This window comes from Dorea sp. AF24-7LB (assembly GCF_003478575.1).
In the GTDB taxonomy this organism is placed as follows: domain Bacteria; phylum Bacillota; class Clostridia; order Lachnospirales; family Lachnospiraceae; genus Dorea_D; species Dorea_D hominis.
On record NZ_QUFR01000005.1, the window covers coordinates 62,105 to 86,067 of the forward strand.

At 40.3% G+C, this 23,963-nt stretch carries 38 protein-coding genes; 33 read left to right on the forward strand and 5 right to left on the reverse strand.

Annotation, left to right across the window (positions count from 1 at the left end; translation table 11 throughout):
- Window positions 1-159: 159 nt before the first annotated feature.
- From DWY31_RS06760 to DWY31_RS06780, 5 genes are all read right to left on the reverse strand, one after another.
- Entirely contained in the window at window positions 160-702 is a 543-nt protein-coding gene (locus DWY31_RS06760; protein ID WP_118519871.1) for a YcxB family protein, read from the reverse strand.
- Window positions 703-852: 150 nt separating this feature from the next.
- Window positions 853-1,743 carry a permease gene (locus DWY31_RS06765; RefSeq protein ID WP_118519872.1) on the reverse strand — a complete coding sequence of 297 codons (891 nt, stop codon included), beginning with the start codon at window positions 1,741-1,743 and terminating at the stop codon, window positions 853-855.
- A 771-nt stretch (window positions 1,744-2,514) separates the two neighbouring features.
- Window positions 2,515-3,387, reverse strand: a complete 873-nt coding sequence (locus DWY31_RS06770; RefSeq protein WP_118519873.1) for a sulfite exporter TauE/SafE family protein — start codon at window positions 3,385-3,387, stop codon at window positions 2,515-2,517.
- Window positions 3,388-3,417: 30 nt separating this feature from the next.
- Window positions 3,418-4,788 (reverse strand): sodium-dependent transporter, encoded by a 1,371-nt coding sequence (locus DWY31_RS06775; protein ID WP_118519874.1) that lies wholly within the window; start codon window positions 4,786-4,788, stop codon window positions 3,418-3,420.
- Between the two features lie 706 nt (window positions 4,789-5,494).
- Window positions 5,495-6,370: a LysR family transcriptional regulator gene (locus DWY31_RS06780; protein ID WP_118519875.1), complete on the reverse strand. Its 876-nt coding sequence runs from the start codon at window positions 6,368-6,370 to the stop codon at window positions 5,495-5,497.
- Window positions 6,371-6,711: 341 nt separating this feature from the next.
- Here DWY31_RS06780 and DWY31_RS06785 point away from each other — a divergent pair, with 341 nt between their 5' ends.
- From DWY31_RS06785 to DWY31_RS06950, 33 genes are all read left to right on the forward strand, one after another.
- Window positions 6,712-7,383 (forward strand): YczE/YyaS/YitT family protein, encoded by a 672-nt coding sequence (locus DWY31_RS06785; RefSeq protein WP_021859771.1) that lies wholly within the window; start codon window positions 6,712-6,714, stop codon window positions 7,381-7,383.
- Between the two features lie 314 nt (window positions 7,384-7,697).
- On the forward strand, window positions 7,698-8,015 hold the full coding sequence (gene rpsJ / locus DWY31_RS06795; protein WP_117537792.1) for a 30S ribosomal protein S10: 318 nt from the start codon (window positions 7,698-7,700) through the stop codon (window positions 8,013-8,015).
- Window positions 8,016-8,104: 89 nt separating this feature from the next.
- On the forward strand, window positions 8,105-8,785 hold the full coding sequence (rplC, locus tag DWY31_RS06800) for a 50S ribosomal protein L3 (protein ID WP_021859839.1): 681 nt from the start codon (window positions 8,105-8,107) through the stop codon (window positions 8,783-8,785).
- A 26-nt stretch (window positions 8,786-8,811) separates the two neighbouring features.
- The gene (gene rplD / locus DWY31_RS06805) at window positions 8,812-9,432 is read left to right on the forward strand and encodes a 50S ribosomal protein L4 (RefSeq protein WP_117537794.1); all 621 of its coding nucleotides are present in this window, start codon (window positions 8,812-8,814) and stop codon (window positions 9,430-9,432) included.
- A complete protein-coding gene (gene rplW / locus DWY31_RS06810) occupies window positions 9,432-9,737 on the forward strand; it encodes a 50S ribosomal protein L23 (protein WP_021859837.1) in 306 nt (101 codons plus the stop codon). The genes rplD and rplW overlap by 1 nt, the downstream gene beginning before the upstream one ends.
- Window positions 9,738-9,836: 99 nt before the next feature.
- A complete protein-coding gene (gene rplB, locus DWY31_RS06815) occupies window positions 9,837-10,679 on the forward strand; it encodes a 50S ribosomal protein L2 (RefSeq protein ID WP_117537795.1) in 843 nt (280 codons plus the stop codon).
- A gap of 18 nt (window positions 10,680-10,697) precedes the next feature.
- Window positions 10,698-10,979, forward strand: coding sequence for a 30S ribosomal protein S19 (gene rpsS / locus DWY31_RS06820; protein WP_021860954.1), 282 nt, complete (start codon window positions 10,698-10,700; stop codon window positions 10,977-10,979).
- Between the two features lie 26 nt (window positions 10,980-11,005).
- Window positions 11,006-11,392, forward strand: a complete 387-nt coding sequence (gene rplV / locus DWY31_RS06825; protein WP_004607294.1) for a 50S ribosomal protein L22 — start codon at window positions 11,006-11,008, stop codon at window positions 11,390-11,392.
- An 11-nt stretch (window positions 11,393-11,403) separates the two neighbouring features.
- Window positions 11,404-12,057, forward strand: coding sequence for a 30S ribosomal protein S3 (gene rpsC / locus DWY31_RS06830; RefSeq protein WP_021860586.1), 654 nt, complete (start codon window positions 11,404-11,406; stop codon window positions 12,055-12,057).
- Window positions 12,058-12,060: 3 nt separating this feature from the next.
- Complete coding sequence (gene rplP / locus DWY31_RS06835; protein ID WP_117537796.1) at window positions 12,061-12,498, forward strand: 50S ribosomal protein L16; 438 nt, start codon at window positions 12,061-12,063, stop codon at window positions 12,496-12,498.
- Complete coding sequence (rpmC, locus tag DWY31_RS06840) at window positions 12,488-12,691, forward strand: 50S ribosomal protein L29 (RefSeq protein WP_021860015.1); 204 nt, start codon at window positions 12,488-12,490, stop codon at window positions 12,689-12,691. Before rplP ends, rpmC begins: the two co-directional genes overlap by 11 nt.
- A gap of 29 nt (window positions 12,692-12,720) precedes the next feature.
- On the forward strand, window positions 12,721-12,975 hold the full coding sequence (gene rpsQ / locus DWY31_RS06845) for a 30S ribosomal protein S17 (RefSeq protein ID WP_021860016.1): 255 nt from the start codon (window positions 12,721-12,723) through the stop codon (window positions 12,973-12,975).
- 19 nt (window positions 12,976-12,994) lie between these two features.
- Entirely contained in the window at window positions 12,995-13,363 is a 369-nt protein-coding gene (gene rplN / locus DWY31_RS06850) for a 50S ribosomal protein L14 (protein ID WP_006427393.1), read from the forward strand.
- 16 nt (window positions 13,364-13,379) lie between these two features.
- Window positions 13,380-13,691 (forward strand): 50S ribosomal protein L24, encoded by a 312-nt coding sequence (rplX, locus tag DWY31_RS06855; protein WP_021859535.1) that lies wholly within the window; start codon window positions 13,380-13,382, stop codon window positions 13,689-13,691.
- A gap of 23 nt (window positions 13,692-13,714) precedes the next feature.
- Window positions 13,715-14,254 (forward strand): 50S ribosomal protein L5, encoded by a 540-nt coding sequence (gene rplE / locus DWY31_RS06860; protein ID WP_117537797.1) that lies wholly within the window; start codon window positions 13,715-13,717, stop codon window positions 14,252-14,254.
- A gap of 11 nt (window positions 14,255-14,265) precedes the next feature.
- A complete protein-coding gene (locus DWY31_RS06865; protein ID WP_021859524.1) occupies window positions 14,266-14,451 on the forward strand; it encodes a type Z 30S ribosomal protein S14 in 186 nt (61 codons plus the stop codon).
- A gap of 15 nt (window positions 14,452-14,466) precedes the next feature.
- Window positions 14,467-14,868 carry a 30S ribosomal protein S8 gene (gene rpsH, locus DWY31_RS06870; RefSeq protein ID WP_021859525.1) on the forward strand — a complete coding sequence of 134 codons (402 nt, stop codon included), beginning with the start codon at window positions 14,467-14,469 and terminating at the stop codon, window positions 14,866-14,868.
- 68 nt (window positions 14,869-14,936) lie between these two features.
- Window positions 14,937-15,479 carry a 50S ribosomal protein L6 gene (rplF, locus tag DWY31_RS06875; RefSeq protein ID WP_021859526.1) on the forward strand — a complete coding sequence of 181 codons (543 nt, stop codon included), beginning with the start codon at window positions 14,937-14,939 and terminating at the stop codon, window positions 15,477-15,479.
- Between the two features lie 17 nt (window positions 15,480-15,496).
- Window positions 15,497-15,865 (forward strand): 50S ribosomal protein L18, encoded by a 369-nt coding sequence (gene rplR / locus DWY31_RS06880; RefSeq protein WP_021859527.1) that lies wholly within the window; start codon window positions 15,497-15,499, stop codon window positions 15,863-15,865.
- Between the two features lie 15 nt (window positions 15,866-15,880).
- Window positions 15,881-16,390, forward strand: coding sequence for a 30S ribosomal protein S5 (gene rpsE / locus DWY31_RS06885; protein WP_021859528.1), 510 nt, complete (start codon window positions 15,881-15,883; stop codon window positions 16,388-16,390).
- Window positions 16,391-16,404: 14 nt separating this feature from the next.
- Window positions 16,405-16,584 (forward strand): 50S ribosomal protein L30, encoded by a 180-nt coding sequence (rpmD, locus tag DWY31_RS06890; protein WP_021859529.1) that lies wholly within the window; start codon window positions 16,405-16,407, stop codon window positions 16,582-16,584.
- A 31-nt stretch (window positions 16,585-16,615) separates the two neighbouring features.
- Entirely contained in the window at window positions 16,616-17,056 is a 441-nt protein-coding gene (gene rplO / locus DWY31_RS06895; RefSeq protein WP_021859530.1) for a 50S ribosomal protein L15, read from the forward strand.
- Entirely contained in the window at window positions 17,056-18,372 is a 1,317-nt protein-coding gene (gene secY / locus DWY31_RS06900) for a preprotein translocase subunit SecY (RefSeq protein ID WP_021859531.1), read from the forward strand. Before rplO ends, secY begins: the two co-directional genes overlap by 1 nt.
- A 64-nt stretch (window positions 18,373-18,436) precedes the next feature.
- Complete coding sequence (locus tag DWY31_RS06905; protein WP_118519877.1) at window positions 18,437-19,081, forward strand: adenylate kinase; 645 nt, start codon at window positions 18,437-18,439, stop codon at window positions 19,079-19,081.
- Window positions 19,082-19,085: 4 nt separating this feature from the next.
- Window positions 19,086-19,847, forward strand: coding sequence for a type I methionyl aminopeptidase (map, locus tag DWY31_RS06910; RefSeq protein ID WP_021859533.1), 762 nt, complete (start codon window positions 19,086-19,088; stop codon window positions 19,845-19,847).
- A 1-nt stretch (window position 19,848) separates the two neighbouring features.
- On the forward strand, window positions 19,849-20,109 hold the full coding sequence (locus DWY31_RS06915) for a KOW domain-containing RNA-binding protein (protein ID WP_021859534.1): 261 nt from the start codon (window positions 19,849-19,851) through the stop codon (window positions 20,107-20,109).
- Window positions 20,110-20,111: 2 nt separating this feature from the next.
- Window positions 20,112-20,330: a translation initiation factor IF-1 gene (gene infA / locus DWY31_RS06920; RefSeq protein WP_004607275.1), complete on the forward strand. Its 219-nt coding sequence runs from the start codon at window positions 20,112-20,114 to the stop codon at window positions 20,328-20,330.
- A 157-nt stretch (window positions 20,331-20,487) separates the two neighbouring features.
- Window positions 20,488-20,601: a 50S ribosomal protein L36 gene (rpmJ, locus tag DWY31_RS06925; protein WP_005339020.1), complete on the forward strand. Its 114-nt coding sequence runs from the start codon at window positions 20,488-20,490 to the stop codon at window positions 20,599-20,601.
- Window positions 20,602-20,838: 237 nt separating this feature from the next.
- Window positions 20,839-21,207: a 30S ribosomal protein S13 gene (gene rpsM, locus DWY31_RS06930; protein ID WP_117537798.1), complete on the forward strand. Its 369-nt coding sequence runs from the start codon at window positions 20,839-20,841 to the stop codon at window positions 21,205-21,207.
- A gap of 30 nt (window positions 21,208-21,237) precedes the next feature.
- Window positions 21,238-21,633, forward strand: a complete 396-nt coding sequence (rpsK, locus tag DWY31_RS06935; protein ID WP_117537799.1) for a 30S ribosomal protein S11 — start codon at window positions 21,238-21,240, stop codon at window positions 21,631-21,633.
- A 62-nt stretch (window positions 21,634-21,695) separates the two neighbouring features.
- Window positions 21,696-22,289, forward strand: a complete 594-nt coding sequence (rpsD, locus tag DWY31_RS06940) for a 30S ribosomal protein S4 (RefSeq protein WP_021860258.1) — start codon at window positions 21,696-21,698, stop codon at window positions 22,287-22,289.
- Between the two features lie 30 nt (window positions 22,290-22,319).
- Window positions 22,320-23,279 (forward strand): DNA-directed RNA polymerase subunit alpha, encoded by a 960-nt coding sequence (locus DWY31_RS06945; protein ID WP_021860953.1) that lies wholly within the window; start codon window positions 22,320-22,322, stop codon window positions 23,277-23,279.
- Window positions 23,280-23,401: 122 nt separating this feature from the next.
- Window positions 23,402-23,938, forward strand: coding sequence for a bL17 family ribosomal protein (locus DWY31_RS06950; RefSeq protein WP_021860952.1), 537 nt, complete (start codon window positions 23,402-23,404; stop codon window positions 23,936-23,938).
- Window positions 23,939-23,963 lie beyond the last annotated feature (25 nt).

Consider the following 23,963-nt stretch of genomic DNA (forward strand, 5'->3'; position numbering starts at 1 on the left):
TTGAATGTTTTAGGAACAATGAAAAATAGAATTTTCGGTTAGAATTTGTATGTATTAGAAAAATATTAAAACTGTGATAAGAAAAGACCTGAATCATAATATAAATGTTTCAGGTCTTTTTCACTCTTGTAAAATATCGCATAAAATTGCAAAAAATATCTATTTGTCATATGCCGGATGAATTGGTCCGTAAGGAATATCCGGATGGTGTTCCTGCATCCAGGTTTTAAACTGTTCAGAATCACCTTCTGTAAAAGAATCCTTGTCTAGCATAACACCTTCGTTTTGATCTCCAGAAGCAAGTTTGTAATAAGATTTTGCCTCTTCAAATCTGTTAATATCTTTCCAGTCCACTTTGTTGTTCAGCTTATTGTTGATATAAAGGGTGATATTCTTCTCGCCGATTATTACTTTGCAGGTCCAGTTCTTCCCGTTAAAGTATTGGCCGCGTGTTACGCGAAATGTTTTATCAGCGTGCATCCATTTGAAAAATACACCGCGGTAAACGGATATAAAGACAAGGAATGCACATACGGTTTTCCATCTGAGCGGTACAGTTATTGTATTGAAGTAAATCCAACTCAGAGTTCCGATGATAAAAATAAAACACCAAATGAAAAACATAGGACCTGATTTCCAGAACTTGGGAACAGACCATTTGTCATAACGCTTGCGAGTCATTGTATACTCATTAATAAACATGTAAATAATCTCCGTAATTTTATTATTGTATTTTAAATGAAGTTTAAGCAATAAGACTTATAAAAAAACCAATATTGCTAAAATATATAAGGCAGTTCTTAATTTAAGAACCGCCTCGTATTATTGTTGTAACTAATATTCAATTATTGTTTAAGCAACACCTGCTTTAGCGTCTTTCTTAGCTGCGCTTAACAGTGTGTAAGATGTCCACAGAAGAACAACACAGATCAGGTTGATCAGCCAGAACATCGGAAGTCCTGTAACCAGTTTCCAGGCAATAAATACACCGATACATCCGCCGAGAGCGTTACCGATTGTATGTGGAACATCGTATCTCTTTGTCTTAATAAATTCGATAGAGCAAGCTGGCATCAGACATGCACAAGATCCCATGAATACAGGGAAGCAAGCCTGCGCATCAACTCCGAGCAGAAGACAAGTAGCCATACACGGAGCATACAGACCAAATCCGATATCCATCAGAGCACCCCACAGAATATTAAGAACTGCGGCTACGATTAATTTCCAGCCTGTAAGACCTGTTAAAGTTCCTACGAGACCGAAAGGTCCAACACCTGTATTCTTGCAGAGCATAACAACAGCAAGTGGAATCATAACTGTACCAAGAGCGATTCTGATTTTGTTACGAGGCCATTTGGTAACAATAGACGCAAAACCAAACGAACCAACTGCAGCACAAACAAACATTATGATTAGAAACATAGGATCACAATTAACTGATGTTGTGAAGATGAATGCCTCAAAAATAACAGGGAAAGTATCTCCAACATTCAGTGTACCAGGAATATCGATATCATCAATCTGGTTGAATAACTTATACATGAATGTAGATGGTGCATAAGAACCACATCCTAATGTATCAAGGAAGTTGGCAATGATACCTACTGCGAAAGCAGAAGCCCACTGTTTACCAGTCGCATCTTTGATTTTGTCCATTCGATTCTTGGCAACGTCAACAACGAGTCCGACACCTGTACCTGCGAATAAGACACCGAGTAAAATTTGGATAGCTAATAACATATTACTCCTCCTTCAGATTATAAAATAATATTAAATTGTAAATGTACTACAGACATAATACGTCCCTCCAGTTGAATTGAACACACCCCGATTTGTATTACAATTCATATTCCGTAAAATGCCTCTTTTCACTAGTTTATCAGTTAATATGTTAAAAGTCAATCAATGGGATAGAAAAGTATGAAAAAATATGAACAAAATAACAAAACAACCGACAGAATATGGCAAAGAAAAAACACAGCACCGATGCGCTGTGTTTTTTCTTTTTGGTATGTCATTGAGAGGTTTTCCTCGTTGCATTGCAGTTTTGTTAATATACAAAGCTGGGGAATGCTCCTTCCTTCCGGAAGGTATATATTAATTGGAGTTTATCTCTGCAGGATTGTTCTTGGGGGAAACAATCGGCATCGACATAACTGCAATAACAACCATAATGGTTATCAAACTTAAAAGTACTTGATTCTAAAATAGCAGTCCCCATCTTCTTCGTTATAGGAAACCGCCATTGGTTATCAAGTGATGTTCTTTTAAGTTGTTTTTAATATACCACTTTTGCGTATTAACGTCAAGAATTAATAATATTTTTATGAATTGTAACGAATAACTATTAAAATGAAAAGAGATATTGTGCAATTTTCAAGAACAAAACTTGCAAATAAAGATATGCCAAATAATAGGGATGGTTTTCGGTAAACGCAAAGAAGCGCATTTTCATGCACTTCTTTGAATGATTCCCCTGTTCAATTGTATCAAAAATCTTATCGTTTAGAATTATCTCGCTGCTTTTCTTGCATCATGGAAGAACATACATGCACAAATTACCATAACTACACATACCAAATAAGTAAGTACGGTAAGTGGCAGGCTAGTAACGATGAGTCCTGCAATCAATACACCGATAGATCCACTAATAACCATCGGGATTGCAGCTCCGCGGTGATATTTACCACTCTTGATAAATTCAAAACCGGAAGCAGGACACAGATAAGCACAAGATCCCATCATAATCGGGAAAGCTACATCTGTACTCATACCCAATAACAGGACAACAGCCATACAAGGTGCGTACAGTCCGATACCTACAGTCATCAGAATGCCAAGAATGAAGTTCGCTACGATACCGATCACAAGTTTTGTGCCGGTAAGTCCTCGTGCTGTCCCGATGATACCAAAAGGACCAAAAGCATTGATCTTGCATAAAGTGATGATTGCTACCAGAATCAGTGCAACACCCATAACTGTACGGATCTTTGTAATGTCGAGCTTGGATACCATCTTAGCACCAATGACTGCGCCGACAACAGATGCAGCGATCATAAGGACCAGTGTCAGAGAGTCGGCTTGCACTTTCTTAATGAAAATAGTTGCCTCCACACAGATCGGAATGGCAAAGCTTACATTCAAGGATCCTGGAATCAGGTCATCGCTATTAGATTTGGTGAACTTCCAGGCAGAAGTTGCAATTGCATAACTTCCGATCCCCAGCGTGTCGAAGAAGTTTGCTACCAGACTGATAATAATGTTGTGTGGCAGTTTGTCGTTGTTGATTTCGTCCTTGTGTGCGATAACATCTTTAAGCAGAAAGATAAAATAAACTGCTGCGTATACCCACATAACGACGAGTAAGATTGTTGCTACGTTCATAAGAATCCCCCTTTTTGGAAAAATATATATCTATTGGATAAATCCAAAGACATTCAAAATGACAATTACCATAAAAGCAGGTACAACTACAATTGTTAATATCTTATCATATAATGATAGTTTACCATATTTTCCATCATTTGTTAATTCTTTTTCGTAATTTTTAAATCCCCAAATTTTAGCTACGAAAACACAAACCAACCAGCACCCAAGTGGTAGTAAGATATATCCTGTGAATGTATCCAGCCAGTCGTAAAGACCAAGATGTGAAATGCCGGTTGCGTCGATCCATGGAAGCTTCACACCGCTTAACACACCAAAGCCGAGAGATACGATGATATTGCCGATACCGATAATCAGTGCAGTTACAACAGTTGCTTTCTTACGTCCCATTTTACAGTTGTCTTCGAATGTTCTTGTAGAAATCTCGAAGAATGTAAATAAAGAAGAAATAACAGCAAATATCAGGGCAAGGAAGAAACAACATCCAATAATACGTCCGCCTGGAAGTTTGCCGAAGATGTCAGTCATAACAAGGAATACAAGTCCCGGACCGCTCTGCACGTCAACGCCGCCTGCAAATGCAGAAGGGATAATAACAAATCCAGCTAAAAGAGCGGCTCCGGTATCGCAGATGGATACGAGGATTGCGTCGCTTTTTAAGTTATTTTCTTTCGGAATGTTAGCTCCTAAAGTTTCGTATATACCCCAGCCAATACCAACAGAAAAGAGCACCTGTGTAGCAGCTTTGGCAAATACGGAAAAACTGAATTTGCTAAAGTCTGGAAGAAGGTAGAATTTTAATCCTTCCATCGCGTTATCGGTTACAAATAATGCCCATATGCCACAGACGATTAGAAATACAAACAACAGTGGCATGATGAACTTAGTAAGCTTTTCAACAATATTTGTAATTCCAAATAAAAGCATTATGGATACGAATACTAATATAACCAGTGCCCAGATGATTGGTTCAACAGTAGAAGATGTAAAATTGTTGAAGTACGCCTGTTTGTCTTCACCGAAGTCACCGCTGATGATATACTGTACAGCATATTTTAATACCCAACCGCCGACAACAACATAGTACATATTAATCATCCATGTACAGATGTTGGCAATCCAGCCGACGAAGCCCCATTTCTTGTTGATCCGTTCAAAACAGGTGACGGTGTCAGAAGCGCTGTGGCGACCGATTGCGGTTTCCATCTCGACCATCGGGTGTGCCATTAATGCAATAACAATTATGTAAACGATCAGGAAGATTCCGCCGCCGCCTTGGTAAGCAAGATACGGAAATTTCCAGATGTTTCCGAGGCCGATTGCAGCTCCGGCAGCAACCATAATATAGCCAAAGCGGGAGTTCCATTGTTGAGGTGCTTGATTTGTATTGTTACTCATAATTTCACGCTCCTATCTTTATTAATTACTGGACGATCATCTAAATTGTCCTGAAGTTTCTGCTGAGATTCCACATGACAACCGGGATCCGGATCTTCTTTTTGGGTGTCATGGATATAAAAAAAGGTACTCTGCATGTATGCGAGAGCACCTTTGCCTATCTCAATCCTCTCTTTTATTGTAACCACAGGAGAATAGAAAGTCAATATAAATATTACAAATGCTTATACCTACATTAGAAATATTTATGCTAATAATATGAATAATGCTGTATAAAATCTAAATCAATGATTGGAAAACGGACAATATGTATAGGGGAGAAAGCACGATCATAAAAACGGGAAGGTATAAGAAACTGTAATAGGAATATAAAGAATACTCGTTTCACAAACAGTGAAAAATGGGCTATACTCAAGGCAGATAAAGAAATAAAACATTCTTGGTTATGTGGGAGGTGTAAGAAATGATCGGATGGACAATCGTTGGAGCAGTAGCGCTTTACGGAGTAGTAACTGTAGCACAGGATGAAATGCATAAATAATCATTTTCCAAAAAGCAAATTTTCAGAAAAATCAAGTGAATAATAAAGAAATGTTATATAAAAACAAGGAGCAACTTTCCTCGCAGTAAAGGTTGCTCCTTGTTTTTGTGTTATGGCGACAAGGAAAGTGCACGCGTTTGCGCAAATGCATTTGATGACAAATACTTACTCATCATCCAGTAAGAAGTCCTTCGCATATTCAAGAAAGATCTTCGATGCCGGAGAGAGTTCTTCTTTGGAAGCGTATGCGAGTCCGAGCTGGCGTGATACCGTTGGCTTGATCGGTCGTGTTATAAAGTTGCCGACCTGACCACGCAGAAGCAGTCCTGGAAGAATAGAAAGACCAAGTTCATGTTCTACCATGGAAATGATAGAAAACTCATTGATAGTGATATAACGGATATCCGGTTTGACTTTCGCTTGTTTCAGAATCCGGTGAACATCACTTCCCGGAGTATATTCTGTAATAATAAATGGCTGCCCTTCAAAAGCTTCGATTGGCACAGCATCACATTCAGCAAAAGGATGGTTCTTTGGAATGACTGCAAAGAGTTCATCGTCCATTACCGGGAGGAATTGATAATTATGTCCCTTCTGATGGCTGATAAAGCCAATGTCTACACGCCGCTCCTGGATCCAGTCGGCAAGTTCACCCTCGACTCCTTCTACTATTTTAAAATGAATATCCGGATGCTCATGCTGGAATTCCCGGATGATCTTCGGGATCCAGTGAATAGAACAGCTCAAATAGGTTCCTATTTTAATAGTACCAACCTGTGCGCCTTTCAAAGAAGCGATTTCCTGATTGATCACTTCATCTGCATTGAGCAGTGCACGGATGGAAGGAATCAGTGATTTGGCATCTGCGGTCAGAGTCATTCCGTGATTGTCTTTGACAAACAGAGAAAATCCGACTTCTTTTTCCAAGGATTTCATCATCTGTGTAATGCCAGACTGTGTATACCCCAATTCTTCGCCTGCGCGCGTGAAACTTCCGTAGTCATCCACTGCAAGCATAACTTTCCATCTTTTTATATCCATATAGTCATTCCTCATTTCTGCATTAAAAAACGTTATGTAAGTATTTATATTTCTAATACTAAAGCAAAAGGGTGGGGAATACAAGGGCAATGAGGAAAAAACATAGGAAAAACATGATATGTCAAAGAAAAGGTTGCTGAGATAGAAGATGCCTATATATAATATAGAAAGAATTAAAGCGCGTAAGCCTGTGTGAAACAGGGAGCGCTCAGCGGGTATTTTTATATAATAGTGCGAATCTGTTTGTTTTTATTTATAAGGAAAAAAAGACGGAGCAGAGTGCATGAGAGAGTGAATATACTGTGAATGTATTAATATAAGGAAGAAAAGGATGAGAGAAAGTGGAAAAGAGAAAAAATATAGCGACAAAGAAGAGCATGGTTGTACAGTTTGTGCTACTTGGTATCTGCACGGCAGGAACAGCATTTTCACAGACACTGGCGTTGAAAGCGAATATCGGTGTCTGCGCATGCTGGGATGCGGTGGGATTGAATGTTTACCAGATATTTGGAATTAAGGTCGGAACGGTCAGCATGTGCCTACATGCAGTCTGTGTACTGGTACAGTTTCTGATTCAGAGAAAGGATTTTGAGAAGAGAAAGATTCTCCAGCTTCCTTATGTAATTGTATTTGGAATGTTGTTGAATTTCTTCTATTATAATGTACTTACATTTGAAGTACATGCTTATGTGGCAAAAGTCTTACTTGTGATCACGTCTTATCTGGGACTGGGTCTGTTCCTTGGACCTATGCTGCTGCTTAATTTGATCACTATTCCGAGTGAAGCAATGTGTAATGTGCTCAGCGGATATGCAAAGGTGGATTACGCAAAGGTTCGGATTGGACTGGACGGAGTATGTATCGCGGCTTCTCTGGTGCTGTCGTTCCTCGGTGGCGTGTCCCTTAAAGTAAGAGAAGGTACTGTGATGGGAATGTTGCTTCTTGGACCGTTGGAAAAGCTGAGCATGAAAGTGTTTGAACCACAGATTGAGCGTGTAAAAGATATAAAATGAATTGTATGCGAAAAAATACAATAAAATAGAAAAAGAGCTTGCAAAACATATAAACATCTTGTATACTAAGAGAGCTGTGACATGATAGCAAAGAAGCGCGAGGTTGCTGCCACAATCTGGCAGGTTTTCCGTGGAGCGAATGTCAAGTTAGGAAACTGGCGACAAGTCACTGTACGAATCAAAACTGATTACTGCTTACCAACTGGTAAAAGGTATGAAACAACGTGTGAGTTTCTCACGACACACACGGGAGAGTGTACAGTCACCGCTTGTCGTACTGAAGTTAAAAGTACGAAAAGGAGGCGACTTTTTTTATGGCAAGTCAAGTAATGAGAATCACTTTGAAAGCGTATGATCATCAGTTAGTAGATGCATCCGCTAAGAAAATCATCGAAACTGTAAAGAAAAATGGAGCAAAGGTGAGCGGACCGGTACCGCTTCCGACTAAGAAGGAAGTAGTAACAATCTTAAGAGCGGTTCACAAATACAAAGATTCCAGAGAACAGTTCGAACAGAGAACTCATAAGAGACTGATCGATATCGTAACACCAACACAGAAAACTGTTGATGCATTATCAAGATTAGAGATGCCGGCTGGTGTTTATATCGACATCAAGATGAAGAACAAATAAGACTTCATCGACACAATAACGACACAGTAATTCCTATATTTAGGATGAACGCGTAAGCGTTCCGCTGTAAATCACAGGAGGTAATTATAATGAAGAAAGCTATTTTAGCTACAAAAGTCGGAATGACACAGATCTTCAGCGAAGACGGAACACTGACACCGGTTACAGTTCTTCAGGCTGGTCCTTGTGTAGTAACACAGATCAAGACAGTTGAGAATGACGGTTATGAAGCTGTTCAGGTTGGATTCGTTGACAAGAAAGACAAGATCATCAACAAAGACAAGAGCGGTAAGAAAGAGATCGTTCATCGTCACGGTGTAACAAAGGCTGAGCAGGGACATTTTGCAAAAGCTGGAGTATCCGGAAAGAGATTTGTAAAAGAATTCAAACTTGAGAATGCAAGCGAATATACACTTGCACAGGAGATTAAAGTTGATATTTTTGAAGCAGGCGACAAGATTGACGCTACTGCAATTTCAAAAGGTAAAGGATTCCAGGGTGCGATTAAGAGACATAATCAGCACAGAGGACCTATGACACACGGTTCTAAGTTCCACCGTCATGCCGGTTCTAACGGAGCTGCATCTGATCCGAGCAAGGTATTCAAAGGAAAGAAGATGCCGGGACACATGGGAAGCAAGAAGATCACAATTCAGAATCTTGAAGTTGTCCGCGTAGATGCTGAGAACAATCTGCTCTTAGTAAAAGGTTCTGTGCCGGGACCGAAGAAATCTTTAGTAACTATTAAAGAAGCAGTAAAAGCTAACTAGGCTTAGACGAGGAAGGAGGACTTAAGATGGCAAACGTATCTGTTTATAATATCGAAGGTAAAGAAGTTGGAACAATCGACTTAAACGATGCGGTATTTGGTGTTGAAATTAACGAACACCTGGTACACATGGCAGTTGTTAACCAGCTTGCAAATAATCGTCAGGGAACACAGAAAGCAAAGACACGTTCTGAAGTTTCTGGTGGCGGAAGAAAACCGTGGAGACAGAAAGGTACCGGTCATGCAAGACAGGGATCTACAAGAGCTCCGCAGTGGACAGGCGGTGGAGTAGTATTCGCTCCAGTACCGAGAGATTATTCTTTCAAGATGAATAAGAAAGAAAAGAGAGCTGCTCTGAAATCTGCGCTTACAGCTAAGGTTGAAGAGAAGAAATTTGTAGTAGTTGACGAGATCAAATTCGACGAAATCAAGACTAAGAATTTCGCAAACATTTTAAAGAACCTGGAAGTATCCAAAGCATTAGTAGTATTAGAAGATGGAAATGACAACGCAGTAATCTCTGCCAAGAACATTGCAGATGTTAAGACTGCTGCTATCAATACAATTAATGTGTACGATGTCTTGAAATACAACACAGTAATCGCTACGAAAGCTGCTGTTGCAAAAATTGAGGAGGTGTACGCATAATGGCAAACGTTCAGTATTATGATGTAATCCTTAAACCGGTAGTAACTGAGAAGAGTATGGAGCTTATGGGAGAGAAGAAATATACATTCCTTGTACATCCAGAAGCTAACAAATCTCAGATCAAAGAAGCTGTTGAGAAAATGTTCGAAGGAACAAAGGTTGCTAAAGTCAACACAATGAACTGCGAAGGTAAGAAGAAAAGAGTTCGTGGAACTATGCAGTTTGGTATGACAGCTAAAACTAAAAAAGCAGTTGTTCAGCTTACAGAGGACAGCGCTGATATCGAGATCTTCGAAGGTCTCTAAAATTAACGAGGGTGTGCATGCCGGATGAGACGTGGCTGTAAGACGCACAAAGCATACGGACAGAAACCGTGACAATAAACAATCGAAAGGAGAACAATCATGGGAATTAAAACATACCGCCCATATACGCCTTCCAGAAGACAGATGACTGGTTCTGATTTCTCAGAAATCACAAAGACAACACCAGAGAAGTCTTTACTTGCTTCAAAGAGCAGACAGGCAGGACGTAACAATCAAGGAAAAATCACTGTTAGACACCGCGGAGGCGGAGCTAAGAAGAAATATAGAATTATCGACTTCAAGAGAAGAAAAGATAATGTTCACGCAACTGTAATTGGTATCGAGTACGATCCGAACAGAACAGCTAACATTGCACTGATCTGTTATGAAGATGGTGAGAAGGCATACATCCTTGCACCGGAAGGACTGAAAGACGGAATGAAAGTTATGAACGGACCGGAAGCCGAAGTTAAGATCGGTAACTGCCTGCCACTTTCTGAGATTCCGGTAGGTACTCAGATCCACAATATCGAGCTTTATCCTGGAAAAGGCGGACAGCTTGTTCGTTCCGCAGGAAACAGCGCACAGTTAATGGCTAAAGAAGGAAAGTATGCTACACTGAGACTTCCGTCAGGAGAGATGAGAATGGTTCCGATCATTTGCAGAGCTTCTATCGGAGTTGTAGGTAATGGAGATCACAACCTGATCAACATTGGTAAAGCAGGACGTAAACGTCACATGGGTATCAGACCAACAGTTCGTGGTTCTGTAATGAACCCGAATGACCATCCGCATGGTGGTGGTGAAGGTAAGACAGGAATCGGTCGTCCGGGTCCGTGTACACCTTGGGGTAAACCAGCACTTGGTCTTAAGACAAGAAAGAAAAATAAATCTTCTAACAAGATGATCGTAAGAAGAAGAGATGGTAAAGCAATCAAATAATTAAGGAGGTTAGAACCTATGGCACGTTCAATTAAAAAAGGACCATTCGCAGACGCAAGCCTGCTTAAGAAGATCGACGCAATGAACGCTGCGGGAGAAAAATCTGTTGTTAAAACATGGTCTCGCCGTTCTACAATCTTCCCAAGCATGGTTGGACATACAATTGCCGTTCATGACGGAAGAAAACATGTACCTGTATATGTAACAGAGGATATGGTAGGACACAAACTCGGTGAGTTCGTAGCTACCAGAACTTATAGAGGACATGGAAAAGACGAAAAGAAATCAAAAGTTAGATAATTAGATTGTGAAAGGAGGGTTCATCCATGGCTAAAGGACATAGATCCCAGATTAAGAGAGAAAGAAATGCTAACAAAGATACAAGACCTTCTGCTAAGTTATCTTACGCAAGAGTTTCTGTTCAGAAAGCATGCTTCGTATTAGATGCCATCAGAGGTAAGGATGTAACAACAGCACTTGGTATTTTGACATACAATCCAAGATATGCTTCTAGTTTAATAAAGAAATTATTAGAGTCTGCAATTGCTAATGCTGAGAACAATAACGGCATGAATGCTGAGAACCTGTATATTGCAGAGGCTTATGCAAACAAAGGACCAACAATGAAGAGAATCAGACCGAGAGCACAGGGCAGAGCTTACAGAATCGAGAAGAGAATGAGCCACATTACACTTGTGCTTGATGAAAGATAAGGAGGGCAAACATGGGACAGAAAGTTAATCCTCATGGCTTGAGAGTCGGTGTTATCAAAGACTGGGACTCAAGATGGTATGCAGAAAAAGATTTCGCAGACTACTTAGTAGAAGACCATGAAATCAGAACGTATCTTAAGAAAAGATTATACAGCGCCGGTGTTTCTAAGATCGAGATCGAAAGAGCATCTGACCGCGTTAAAATTATTATTTATACAGCAAAACCTGGAGTAGTAATCGGTAAAGGTGGAGCAGAGATTGAAAAAGTAAAAGGTGAACTTACACAGTTTACTGACAAGAAGTTAATCGTAGACATCAAAGAGGTTAAGAGACCGGATAAAGATGCTCAGTTAGTAGCAGAAAATATCGCTCTTCAGCTTGAGAACCGTATTTCTTTCAGACGTGCTATGAAATCCTGCATGTCAAGAACTATGAAATCAGGAGCTCTCGGAGTTAAGACATCTGTTTCCGGACGTCTTGGTGGAGCTGATATGGCTCGTACAGAGTTCTACAGCGAGGGAACAATTCCTCTTCAGACACTTAGAGCAGACATCGACTACGGATTCGCCGAGGCAAACACAACTTACGGAAAAGTTGGTGTTAAAGTATGGATTTACAAAGGCGAGGTTCTTCCGGAAAAAGCACATAAGGAAGGAGAGAAATAAATCATGTTAATGCCAAAAAGAGTAAAACGTCGTAAACAGTTCCGTGGTACCATGAAAGGTAAAGCACTTCGCGGAAATAAGATTACAAACGGTGAATATGGTATTGTTGCAATGGAACCATGCTGGATCCGTTCCAACCAGATCGAAGCAGCCCGTATCGCTATGACACGTTACATCAAGCGTGGTGGTAAAGTTTGGATCAAAATATTCCCAGATAAACCTGTAACTACAAAACCAGCTGAAACACGTATGGGTTCTGGTAAAGGAACCTTAGAGTACTGGGTAGCTGTTGTAAAACCGGGACGCGTAATGTTCGAGATCGCCGGTGTATCAGAAGAAGTTGCAAGAGAAGCTCTTCGTCTGGCAACACACAAGCTTCCTTGTAAATGTAAAGTAGTTTCTCGCGCAGACTTAGAAGGCGGTGATAACAGTGAAAATTAATGCATTTGTAGAAGATTTAAAAACAAAATCAGCTGCAGAGCTGAATGAAGAATTAGTAGCTGCTAAAAAGGAACTTTTCAACTTAAGATTCCAGAACGCAACAAATCAGTTAGATAATACAAGCAGAATCAAAGAAGTAAGAAGAAACATTGCCAGAATTCAGACAGTAATTACTGAAAAGGCAGCTCAATAAGCATCCAATAAAAGAAAGGAGCAGAGACTGTGGAAAGAAATCTTAGAAAAACCAGAGTTGGTAAGGTTATCAGCAATAAAATGGATAAGACCATAGTAGTTGCAGTTGAAGATCATGTAAAGCATCCTCTTTATAAGAAGATCGTAAAGAGAACATACAAATTAAAAGCACATGATGAAGCAAATGAATGCAACATTGGTGACAAAGTAAAAGTTATGGAAACAAGACCATTATCTAAAGATAAGAGATGGAGACTTGTTGAAATTATGGAAAAAGCAAAATAGTATAAGGAGGGAAACCTGCATGATACAGCAAGAAAGCAGACTGAAAGTAGCAGACAATACAGGTGCGAAAGAGTTACTGTGTATCCGTGTACTTGGTGGATCTACAAGAAGATATGCAAGTATCGGAGACGTGATCGTTGCTACTGTTAAAGATGCAACACCAGGCGGCGTTGTTAAAAAAGGTGACGTTGTAAAGGCAGTTGTTGTTCGTACTGTAAACAGCACTCGTCGTAAAGATGGTTCTTACATTCGTTTTGATGAGAACGCTGCAGTTATTATAAAAGATGACAAGACACCAAGAGGAACCCGTATCTTTGGGCCTGTAGCAAGAGAGCTTCGTGACAAACAGTTCATGAGAATTGTTTCCTTGGCTCCGGAAGTACTGTAAGGAGGTGCGAACGAAGATGTCAATGTTAAAGATTAAAAAAGGCGATACAGTTAAAGTTATCGCTGGTAAAGATAAAGACAAAGAAGGAAAAGTTCTTTCCGTAGATCAGAAAAACGCAAGAGTTGTTGTTGAAGGCGTAAACATGGTTACAAAGCACACAAAACCTAGTGCAACAAACCAGGCTGGTGGAATCATCCAGCAGGAAGCTGCTATCGACGTTTCTAACGTAATGTACATCCACAAAGGAAAAGCTACAAGAGTTGGAATCAAGATGGACGGAGACAAAAAAGTACGTTTCGCTAAATCAACAGGCGAAGTGATCGATTAATTCTGGAAAGGAGGGTATACACTTTGAGTAGACTGAAAGAACAGTATCAGAACGAGATCGTTGATGCATTAACGAAAAAGTTCGGATATAAGAATATTATGGAAGTACCGAAGCTCGATAAAGTTGTTATCAACATGGGTGTAGGTGAAGCAAAAGACAATGCAAAACTGTTAGATTCTGCAATCGCTGATATGGAGAAGATTACAGGACAGAAAGCAGTTATCTGCCGTGCTAAAAAATCTGTAGCGAACTTCAAATTAAGAGAAGGAATGGCTATCGGATGTAAAGTTACTTTAAGAGGAGAAAAGATGTATGAGTTCGTTGATCGTCTGATCAACCTTGCACTTCCTCGTGTACGTGACTTCAGAGGTGTTAATCCAAACGCATTTGACGGAAGAGGAAACTACGCACTCGGAATTAAAGAGCAGCTCATCTTCCCTGAAATCGAGTACGATAAAGTAGATAAAGTAAGAGGAATGGACATCATCTTTGTTACAACAGCAAAGACTGATGAAGAGGCTCGTGAATTGTTAACACAGTTCAACATGCCGTTCACAAAATAAGGAGGTAAATTATGGCTAAGACAGCAATGAAAGTAAAACAGCAGCGTAAGCAGAAATTCTCCACAAGAGAATATAATCGTTGCAAAATCTGTGGTCGTCCACATGCATATTTGAGAAAATATGGAATCTGCCGTGTTTGCTTCCGCGAATTGGCATACAAAGGACAGATCCCAGGCGTTAAGAAAGCAAGTTGGTAAAGGAGGAAACAATTCATGACTATGAGCGATCCAATTGCAGATATGCTTACAAGAATTCGTAATGCAAATACTGCGAAACACGATACAGTTGATGTACCGGCATCTAAAATGAAACTTGCGATTGCAAACATCCTGTTAGATGAAGGATATATCACAAAATATGATGTCATTGAAGACGGAATCTTCAAGACAATTCATATTACACTGAAATACGGTGTAGACAAGAATGAAAAGGTAATCACAGGTCTTAAGAGAATTTCTAAGCCAGGTCTTCGTGTTTACGCTAACAGCGCAGACATTCCGAAAGTAATGGGCGGACTTGGAACAGCGATCATCTCTACTAACAAAGGCGTGATCACAGATAAAGAAGCTAGAAAACTTGGCGTAGGTGGAGAAGTACTCTGCTACGTTTGGTAGTAACTGCAAACTGAAAACAGAGTGGGCGTAAGCTCACTCCGAGAATCTAAGTTAAGGAGGAACAGGATATGTCACGTATCGGAAGACATCCAGTTGCTATTCCTGCAGGCGTTGAAGTAACAATTGCAGAGAATAACTATGTGACCGTTAAAGGTCCAAAAGGAACACTTGAAAAAGCTCTCCCTGTAGAGATGGAAATCAAACAGGAAGGCGACGAAATCGTCGTAACAAGACCGAATGACTTAAAGAAAATGAAATCTTTACATGGTCTTACAAGAACACTGATCAACAACATGGTAGTAGGTGTTACAGCAGGATATGAGAAAGTTCTGGAAGTAAACGGAGTTGGTTACAGAGCAGCTAAATCCGGAAACAAATTAACACTGAACCTTGGATATTCTCATCCGGTAGAGATGGAAGATCCAGAAGGTGTTGAGACTGTTGTTGAAGGTCAGAACAAGATCACTGTTAAAGGTATTGATAAAGAAAAAGTAGGCCAGTATGCAGCTGAGATCAGAGATAAGAGAAGACCGGAGCCATATAAGGGCAAGGGAATCAAATATGCTGATGAAGTAATTAGACGTAAAGTCGGTAAGACTGGTAAGAAATAAGAAAGGAGAGTGTGAAAATGGTTAGCAAAAAATCTAGAAGTGAAGTACGTGTAAACAAACACAGAAAGTTACGTAACCGTTTAAGTGGTACAGCACAGTGCCCACGTCTGGCAGTGTTCAGAAGTAACAATCATATGTATGCACAGATCATCGATGACGTAGCACAGACAACTCTGGTTTCCGCATCCACTCTTCAGAAAGATGTGAAGGCAAACTTAGAGAAAACAAACAACGTTGATGCAGCAGCATATCTTGGAAAAGTAATCGCTGAGAAAGCTCTTGAAAAAGGAATCAAAGAAGTAGTTTTCGACAGAGGTGGATTTATTTACCAGGGTAAAGTACAGGCATTAGCAGATGCAGCTAGAGAAGCTGGATTGAATTTCTAATAAGGAGGAGCACACATGAGACAGGAACGTATTGATGCTAGTCAGTTAGAGTTAAATGAAAAAGTGGTATCAATCAAGCGTGTAACCAAAGTTGTTAAAGGTGGCCGTAACATGAGATTCACAGCTTTAGTAGTTGTCGGAGACGGAAATGGTCATGTTGGTGCAGGCTTAGGAAAAGCTACAGAGATTCCGGAAGCAATCCGTAAAGGAAAAGAAGATGCAGCAAAGAATCTTATCAATGTAGCATTAGATGAAAATGAAAGTATTACACACGATTTTATCGGTAAATTCGGAGGAGCTTCCGTATTACTTAAGAAAGCTCCGGAAGGTACTGGAGTTATCGCCGGTGGTCCGGCGCGTGCCGTAATCGAGATGGCAGGAATCAAGAACATCCGTACAAAATCTCTTGGTTCTAACAACAAACAGAATGTTGTTCTTGCTACAATCGAAGGATTACGTCAGGTTAAGACTCCGGAAGCAGTAGCTAAGCTTCGCGGTAAATCTGTTGAAGAGATCTTAGGCTAAGGAGGGAGAACCAAATGGCAAATTTAAAAGTTACATTAGTAAAATCTACAATTGGTGCTGTACCGAAGCATAAGAAAACTGTAGAAGCACTTGGACTGAAGAAAGTCAACAAAACAGTTGAACTTCCGGATAATGCAGCTACCAGAGGTATGGTAAAACAGGTACAACACCTGGTAAAAGTTGAAGAAGCGTAAGAATTTAGATATCAGATAAGGAGGTGTTACAATGGATTTATCTAACTTAAGACCAGCTGATGGATCAAAACAGAGTGATAATTTCAGAAAAGGACGTGGACACGGATCTGGAAATGGTAAAACAGCCGGTAAGGGACACAAAGGTCAGAAAGCTCGTTCAGGAGGCACAAGACCAGGTTTCGAAGGTGGACAGATGCCGTTATACAGAAGAATTCCGAAGAGAGGATTTACAAACAGAAATTCTAAGACAATCGTTGGAATTAACGTAGATGCTCTTGAAGTATTCGAGAACGATGCAGTTGTTTCAGTAGAGACACTGATCGAACAGGGAATCGTTAAAAATCCTAGAGATGGAGTTAAGATTCTTGGAAACGGAGAGTTAACTAAAAAGCTTACAGTACAGGCTAATGCATTCAGCAAAGGAGCAATTGCTAAGATTGAGGCTTTAGGTGGAAAAGCAGAGGTGATCTAATGTTTGATACATTGCGAAGAGCATTTAAAATTAAGGATCTCCGGAGAAGAATCGGATATACATTTTTAATGTTAATCGTGATTAGACTCGGTTCAGAACTGCCGACACCGGGAGTTAACCCAAGCTATATCAAAGAGTTTTTTGCACAGAACACAGGTGAAGCGTTTAATTTATTTAACGCTTTCACCGGTGGATCTTTTGAGCAGATGTCCGTATTTGCTCTGAGTATTACACCATACATTACATCATCCATCATTATCCAGCTTCTTACAATTGCGATTCCGCAGTTGGAAGAGATGCAGAAAGATGGTGAAGACGGAAGAAAGAAACTTACAAAAATTACCCGTTATCTTACAGTTGTACTTGCTCTGATCGAATCAATTGCGATGTCAGTTGGATTTGGACGTCAGGGACTTCTGAAAGAATACAACTTTGTAAATGCTGCAATCGTAGTATTAACACTGACAGCCGGATCCGCATTCTTGATGTGGGCAGGTGAACAGATTACAGAGAAGGGCGTAGGAAATGGTATTTCCATCGTTCTGGTGATTAATATTCTTTCCCGTGTACCGAATGATATGACAACACTTTACAGTCAGTTCGTAAAAGGCAAGAGCATTGCCAAAGGCGGACTTGCGGCAGTAATTATTCTTGCAATCATTCTTGCACTTGTAGTATTTACTACATTGCTTCAGGATGCTGAACGCAGAATCGCGGTACAGTATTCACAGAAGGTGACAGGAAGAAGAACATACGGTGGACAGACAACACACATCCCGTTGAAAGTAAACACCGCAGGTGTTATTCCGATCATCTTTGCATCATCTCTGATGCAGTTTCCGATTGTCATTGCTTCACTGGCAGGCAAGGGAAACGGTAACGGAATTGGAAGTCAGATCTTAAAGGGAATGAACCAGGGTAACTGGTTGAATCCAGATCAGATCCAGTACAGCTGGGGATTAGTCGTATACATTATACTGACAGTATTCTTTGCTTACTTCTATACATCCATTACATTCAATCCATTAGAGATTGCAAATAATATGAAAAAAAGCGGTGGATTTATCCCGGGTATCCGTCCTGGTAAACCAACCGTAGAATATTTAACAAAGAGACTTAACTATATCATCTTTATCGGAGCATGCGGACTTGTCATTGTACAGGTTATTCCGATTTTCTTTAATGGATGGTTAGGTGCAAAAGTATCCTTTGGTGGTACATCACTGATCATTATTGTCAGCGTCGTACTTGAAACACTCAAACAGATTGAGTCACAGTTATTAGTACGTAACTACAAAGGATTTTTGAATAGTTAAGCATATAAGCAATTTGACTCGCGGATTTTATCCGCGGGTTAAAATGCTATAAGGAGGAACTCATATGAAAATTATTATGTTAGGAGCCCCTGGAGCGGGCAAGGGAACTCAGGCAAAGAAAATTGCCGCAAAATATAACATTCCTCATATTTCAACCGGAGACATCTTTAGAGCAAACATTAAAAATGGTACGGAATTGGGTAAAAAAGCGAAAACGTACATGGATCAGGGACTTCTTGTCCCGGATGAACTGGTTGTAGATCTCGTTGTAGACCGCGTGAACCAGGAAGATTGTAAAGAAGGATATGTTCTGGACGGATTTCCGAGAACAATCCCGCAGGCAGAAGCATTGGATGTTGCACTTGAAAAACTGGGACAGAAAATAGATTATGCGATTGATGTAGATGTGCCGGATGAGAATATAGTTCATCGTATGGGTGGCCGCCGTGCATGTGTAGGTTGTGGCGCAACATATCATCTGGAATATGCTCCGACCAAAGTAGATGGTATCTGCGATACATGCGGAAAAGAGCTAATTTTAAGAGATGATGACAAGCCGGAGACAGTGAAGAAACGTCTTGGGGTATATCATGAGCAGACACAGCCGTTGATTGACTATTATACAAAAGCCGGAATACTGACTACAGTCGATGGAACGATTGATATCGAGGATGTATTCCAGACAATCGTAAAGATTTTAGGAGAATAAGAACATGCCAATTACAGTAAAATCGTCCAGAGAAATTGAATTAATGACAGAAGCCGGACGTATATTGGAAATTGTTCATAAGGAATTAGAAAAAGCACTTCATCCGGGAATGACGACCAAGGCAATCGACCGCCTTGGTGAAGAGATTATCCGCAGCTATGGATGTATTCCGTCATTTCTGGATTACAATGGATATCCGGCATCGATCTGTGTGTCAGTGAACGATGAAGTGGTTCACGGAATTCCGAGTGAACACAGGATCATCAGAGAAGGCGACATTGTCAGTCTGGATGCAGGAGTTATTTATAAAGGATATCACTCGGATGCAGCACGTACACATTGCGTTGGAGAAGTATCCAAAGAGGCGCAGGATCTGGTACGCGTGACAAGAGAGTGTTTCTTCGAAGGTATAAAATACGCGAAAGAAGGCAATCATTTATTTGATATATCCGGGGCAATCGGAAGATACGCCGAAGAGAGAGGATACGGCGTTGTGCGTGACCTGTGCGGCCATGGCATAGGAACAGCACTTCATGAGGCACCGGAGATACCGAATTATGAGATGAAGCGTAAAGGTGTACTGTTAAAAGCCGGAATGACACTTGCTATTGAACCTATGATTAACATCGGTGGATGGGAAGTTGACTGGATGGATGATGACTGGACTGTAGTAACAAGAGACCATTCGTTATCTGCACATTATGAGAATACGGTATTGATCACAGAAAACGAACCGAAACTTCTTTCTTTAACTGAGGGCATATAGTATGGACAGATTTGAAAAAGGAATGCTTGTCAGATCGAAAGCCGGACATGATGCGGGAGAGATCTTTATCATAACCGGAACAGAAGATGCATATGTATATCTGGCGGATGGAAGACTACGCACGTTACAGAAACCAAAAAAGAAAAAGAAGAAACATGTGCAGATCATATTGCAGCAATATGATATACAGGATGCAGACGATGTAAAGATCAGACGGATCATAAAGGAATGGAATAAGAAAGAAGAAAATCAGGAGGATTAGAGATGTCAAAAGCTGACGTAATTGAAATTGAAGGAACTGTAGTAGAAAAATTACCTAACGCAATGTTTCAGGTAGAACTGGAAAATGGTCACCAGGTACTTGCACATATCAGTGGAAAGCTTAGAATGAACTTTATCAAGATTCTGCCAGGTGACAAAGTAACTTTGGAATTATCCCCATATGATCTTTCAAAAGGAAGAATTATCTGGAGAGATAAATAAATTATAAAAAGTCTATTGACTTTGCTGGACAAATGATGCTATACTATATAAGCGCGTTTTCGGGCATTTCTATGTGTAAAGACGAATGAGTTGCGGTTTTTACAGCGAAAAAGCGCAAGATACAAAAGGCAGAGCAATGGATGAAAGGAGGATCCCCGTGAAGGTTAGATCATCAGTAAAACCAATTTGCGAAAAATGCAAAGTAATCAAAAGAAAAGGAAGCGTTCGCATTATCTGCGAGAACCCGAAGCATAAACAGAGACAGGGTTAATTAAGGCGGCTGATAGACGACACACCAGGAGGTGTGTAGACTATTTGAAATATACAAGGAAACACCTGTAGCCGGTGACTATCCTCGTATATTGCTTCTAATGCCGGCTCGTCATTACCGTTTTATGAAACGGTGGCCGGAAAGGGTGTGGATACCGACACACCTGGGATTTCATTAAGAAATTCCCCTATTAAAGACAATGAAAACTAAGTGAAAAGAAAATGGAGGAACAATCACATGGCTCGTATAGCAGGTGTAGACTTACCAAGAGACAAACGTGTCGAGATCGGATTAACTTATATCTATGGAATCGGCAGAGCAAGTGCAACACGTATTTTAGCAGAAGCAGGCGTTGACGCTGATATCCGCTGCAGAGATCTGACGGACGAAGACGTTAAGAAGATCAGTGCAGTAATCGATGAGACACAGACAGTAGAAGGTGATCTTCGTAGAGAGATCGCTCTGAACATTAAGAGACTTCAGGAGATCGGATGCTACAGAGGTATCCGTCACAGAAAAGGACTTCCGGTTCGTGGTCAGAAGACTAAGACAAATGCAAGAACAAGAAAAGGTCCTAAGAGAACAGTAGCAAACAAAAAGAAATAATTAAAAAGGAAAGTGTAGGTTAGTTTTATTATGGCAAAGAAAGTTACAAAAAAAGTGACAAAGAGACGTGTCAAGAAAAACGTTGAACATGGACAGGCTCACATCCAGTCATCTTTTAATAACACAATCGTTACATTAACAGATGCTCAGGGAAATGCTCTTTCATGGGCAAGTGCAGGCGGTCTTGGATTTAGAGGTTCAAGAAAATCTACCCCTTATGCAGCTCAGATGGCAGCTGAAACAGCAGCTAAAGCAGCATTAGTACATGGTTTGAAATCAGTTGACGTTATGGTTAAAGGACCAGGTTCAGGTAGAGAAGCAGCAATTCGTGCCCTGCAGGCATGCGGAATTGACGTAACAAGTATCAAGGATGTTACTCCGGTACCACACAATGGCTGCCGTCCGCCGAAACGCAGAAGAGTGTAATACTTATTTTAGATTTATTATGCGCTTACCGTAAACTGATTGAAATTAGGAGGAAATAAAACATGGCAGTAAATAGAGTTCCGGTTCTTAAAAGATGCCGTTCTCTCGGAATGGATCCGGTATATTTAGGAATTGATAAAAAGTCCAACAGACAGTTAAAAAGATCCAATAGAAAAATGAGCGAGTATGGTCTTCAGTTACGTGAAAAACAGAAAGCTAAATTCATCTATGGTGTATTAGAGAAACCTTTCAGAAACTACTACAAGAAAGCTAAACAGATGTCAGGTATGACTGGTGAAAACCTGATGGTTCTTCTTGAGTCCAGACTGGACAATGTAGTATTCCGTATGGGACTTGCAAGAACAAGACGTGAAGCAAGACAGATCGTTGACCACAAACATGTACTTGTTAATGGTAAACAGGTAAACATCCCATCTTACCTTATCAAAGCTGGTGATGTGATCGAAATCAAAGAAGCTAAGAAGAGTTCAACAAGATATAAAGAGATCGTAGAAGTTACAGGCGGACGTATGGTTCCGGATTGGTTAGAAGTTGACGCTGAAGCTCTGAAAGGAACAGTTAAAGAACTTCCAAACCGTGAAGCAATCGATGTTCCAGTAGACGAGATGTTAATCGTCGAGTTGTATTCTAAATAATAACCCGTAACACCACAGGAGGTGGACTTAGTGTTTGATTTTAATAAACCCAATATTGAAATAACTGAGATTTCAGAAGATAAGAAATATGGAAGATTTGTTGTAGAACCACTCGAAAGAGGATATGGTACAACATTAGGTAACTCCCTTAGAAGAATCATGCTTTCATCTTTACCGGGTGCTGCAATCAGCCAGGTGAAGATTGATGGGGTACTTCATGAGTTCAGCTCCATTCCAGGGGTGAAAGAGGATGTTACAGAGATTATCATGAACTTGAAATCACTGGCTATCAAGAATACATCCGAGACAGATGAGCCTAAGACAGCTTATATCGAGTTCGAGGGTGAAGGTGTTGTAACAGCAGCAGACATTCAGGTGGATCAGGACATCGAGATCATGAATCCTGAGACAGTAATCGCTACACTGAACGGCGGTGCAGACAGCAAGCTTTACATGGAATTAACCATCACGAAAGGAAGAGGATATGTAAGCTCTGATAAGAATAAGAACGACGATTTGCCGATTGCGGTAATTCCGATTGATTCTATCTACACACCGGTTGAACGTGTAAATCTTACCGTTGAAAATACTCGTGTTGGTCAGATTACAGATTTTGACAAATTAACATTAGATGTATACACAAACGGAACACTGCTCCCGGATGAAGCAGTAAGTTTGGCAGCTAAGGTACTCAGCGAGCACCTGAAACTGTTCATTGATCTGTCAGAAGTAGCTCAGGCTGCAGAAGTAATGATCGAAAAAGAAGATGACGAGAAAGAGAAAGTGCTTGAGATGAGCATTGACGAATTAGAGTTATCTGTACGTTCTTACAATTGTCTGAAGAGGGCTGGTATTAACACGGTTGAAGAACTGACAAACAGAACACCGGAAGACATGATGAAAGTTCGTAACCTTGGACGTAAGTCCTTAGAAGAAGTACTTGCTAAGCTTGATGAATTAGGATTAAGCTTAAGCAAAGGAGAGGAATAAATCGGGTTTCCACGGTTTTTCCTAAAAGTGCCTTCTGCTGATAAGTCTGAAAGTGCACAGCAGAGCATTTGGCTAGTAAGCCCGAAGAGTATAACCAAGTGTAAATATGGAGGATATGAATAATGGCAAAGTATAGAAAACTCGGCAGAACATCAAGCCAGAGAAAAGCTTTATTAAGAAACCAGGTAACAGCATTACTTAACAATGGTAAGATCAAGACTACAGAAGCTAAAGCTAAAGAGATCCGCAAGATCGCTGAAGGTCTGATCGCTATGGCTGTCAGAGAAAAAGACAACTTTGAAGAAGTAACTGTTAAAGCTAAAGTTGCTCGCAAAGACAAAGACGGAAAACGTGTAAAAGAAGTTGTAGACGGTAAGAAAGTTACAGTATACGATGAAGTTGACAAGACAATCAAGAAAGATATGCCTAGCAGACTTCACGCACGTCGTCAGATGTTAAAAGTTCTCTATCCTGTAAAAGAAGTTCCGACAGCACAGGCTGGAAGAAAGAAAAATACAAAAGATGTTGACCTTGTTGCAAAACTCTTTGATGAGATTGCACCAAAATATGCTGATCGTAACGGTGGTTACACAAGAATCATCAAGATCGGACAGCGTAAAGGTGATGCAGCAATGGAAGTTCTGATCGAACTGGTTTAATTATCAGATTGCTGAAAGAATATCG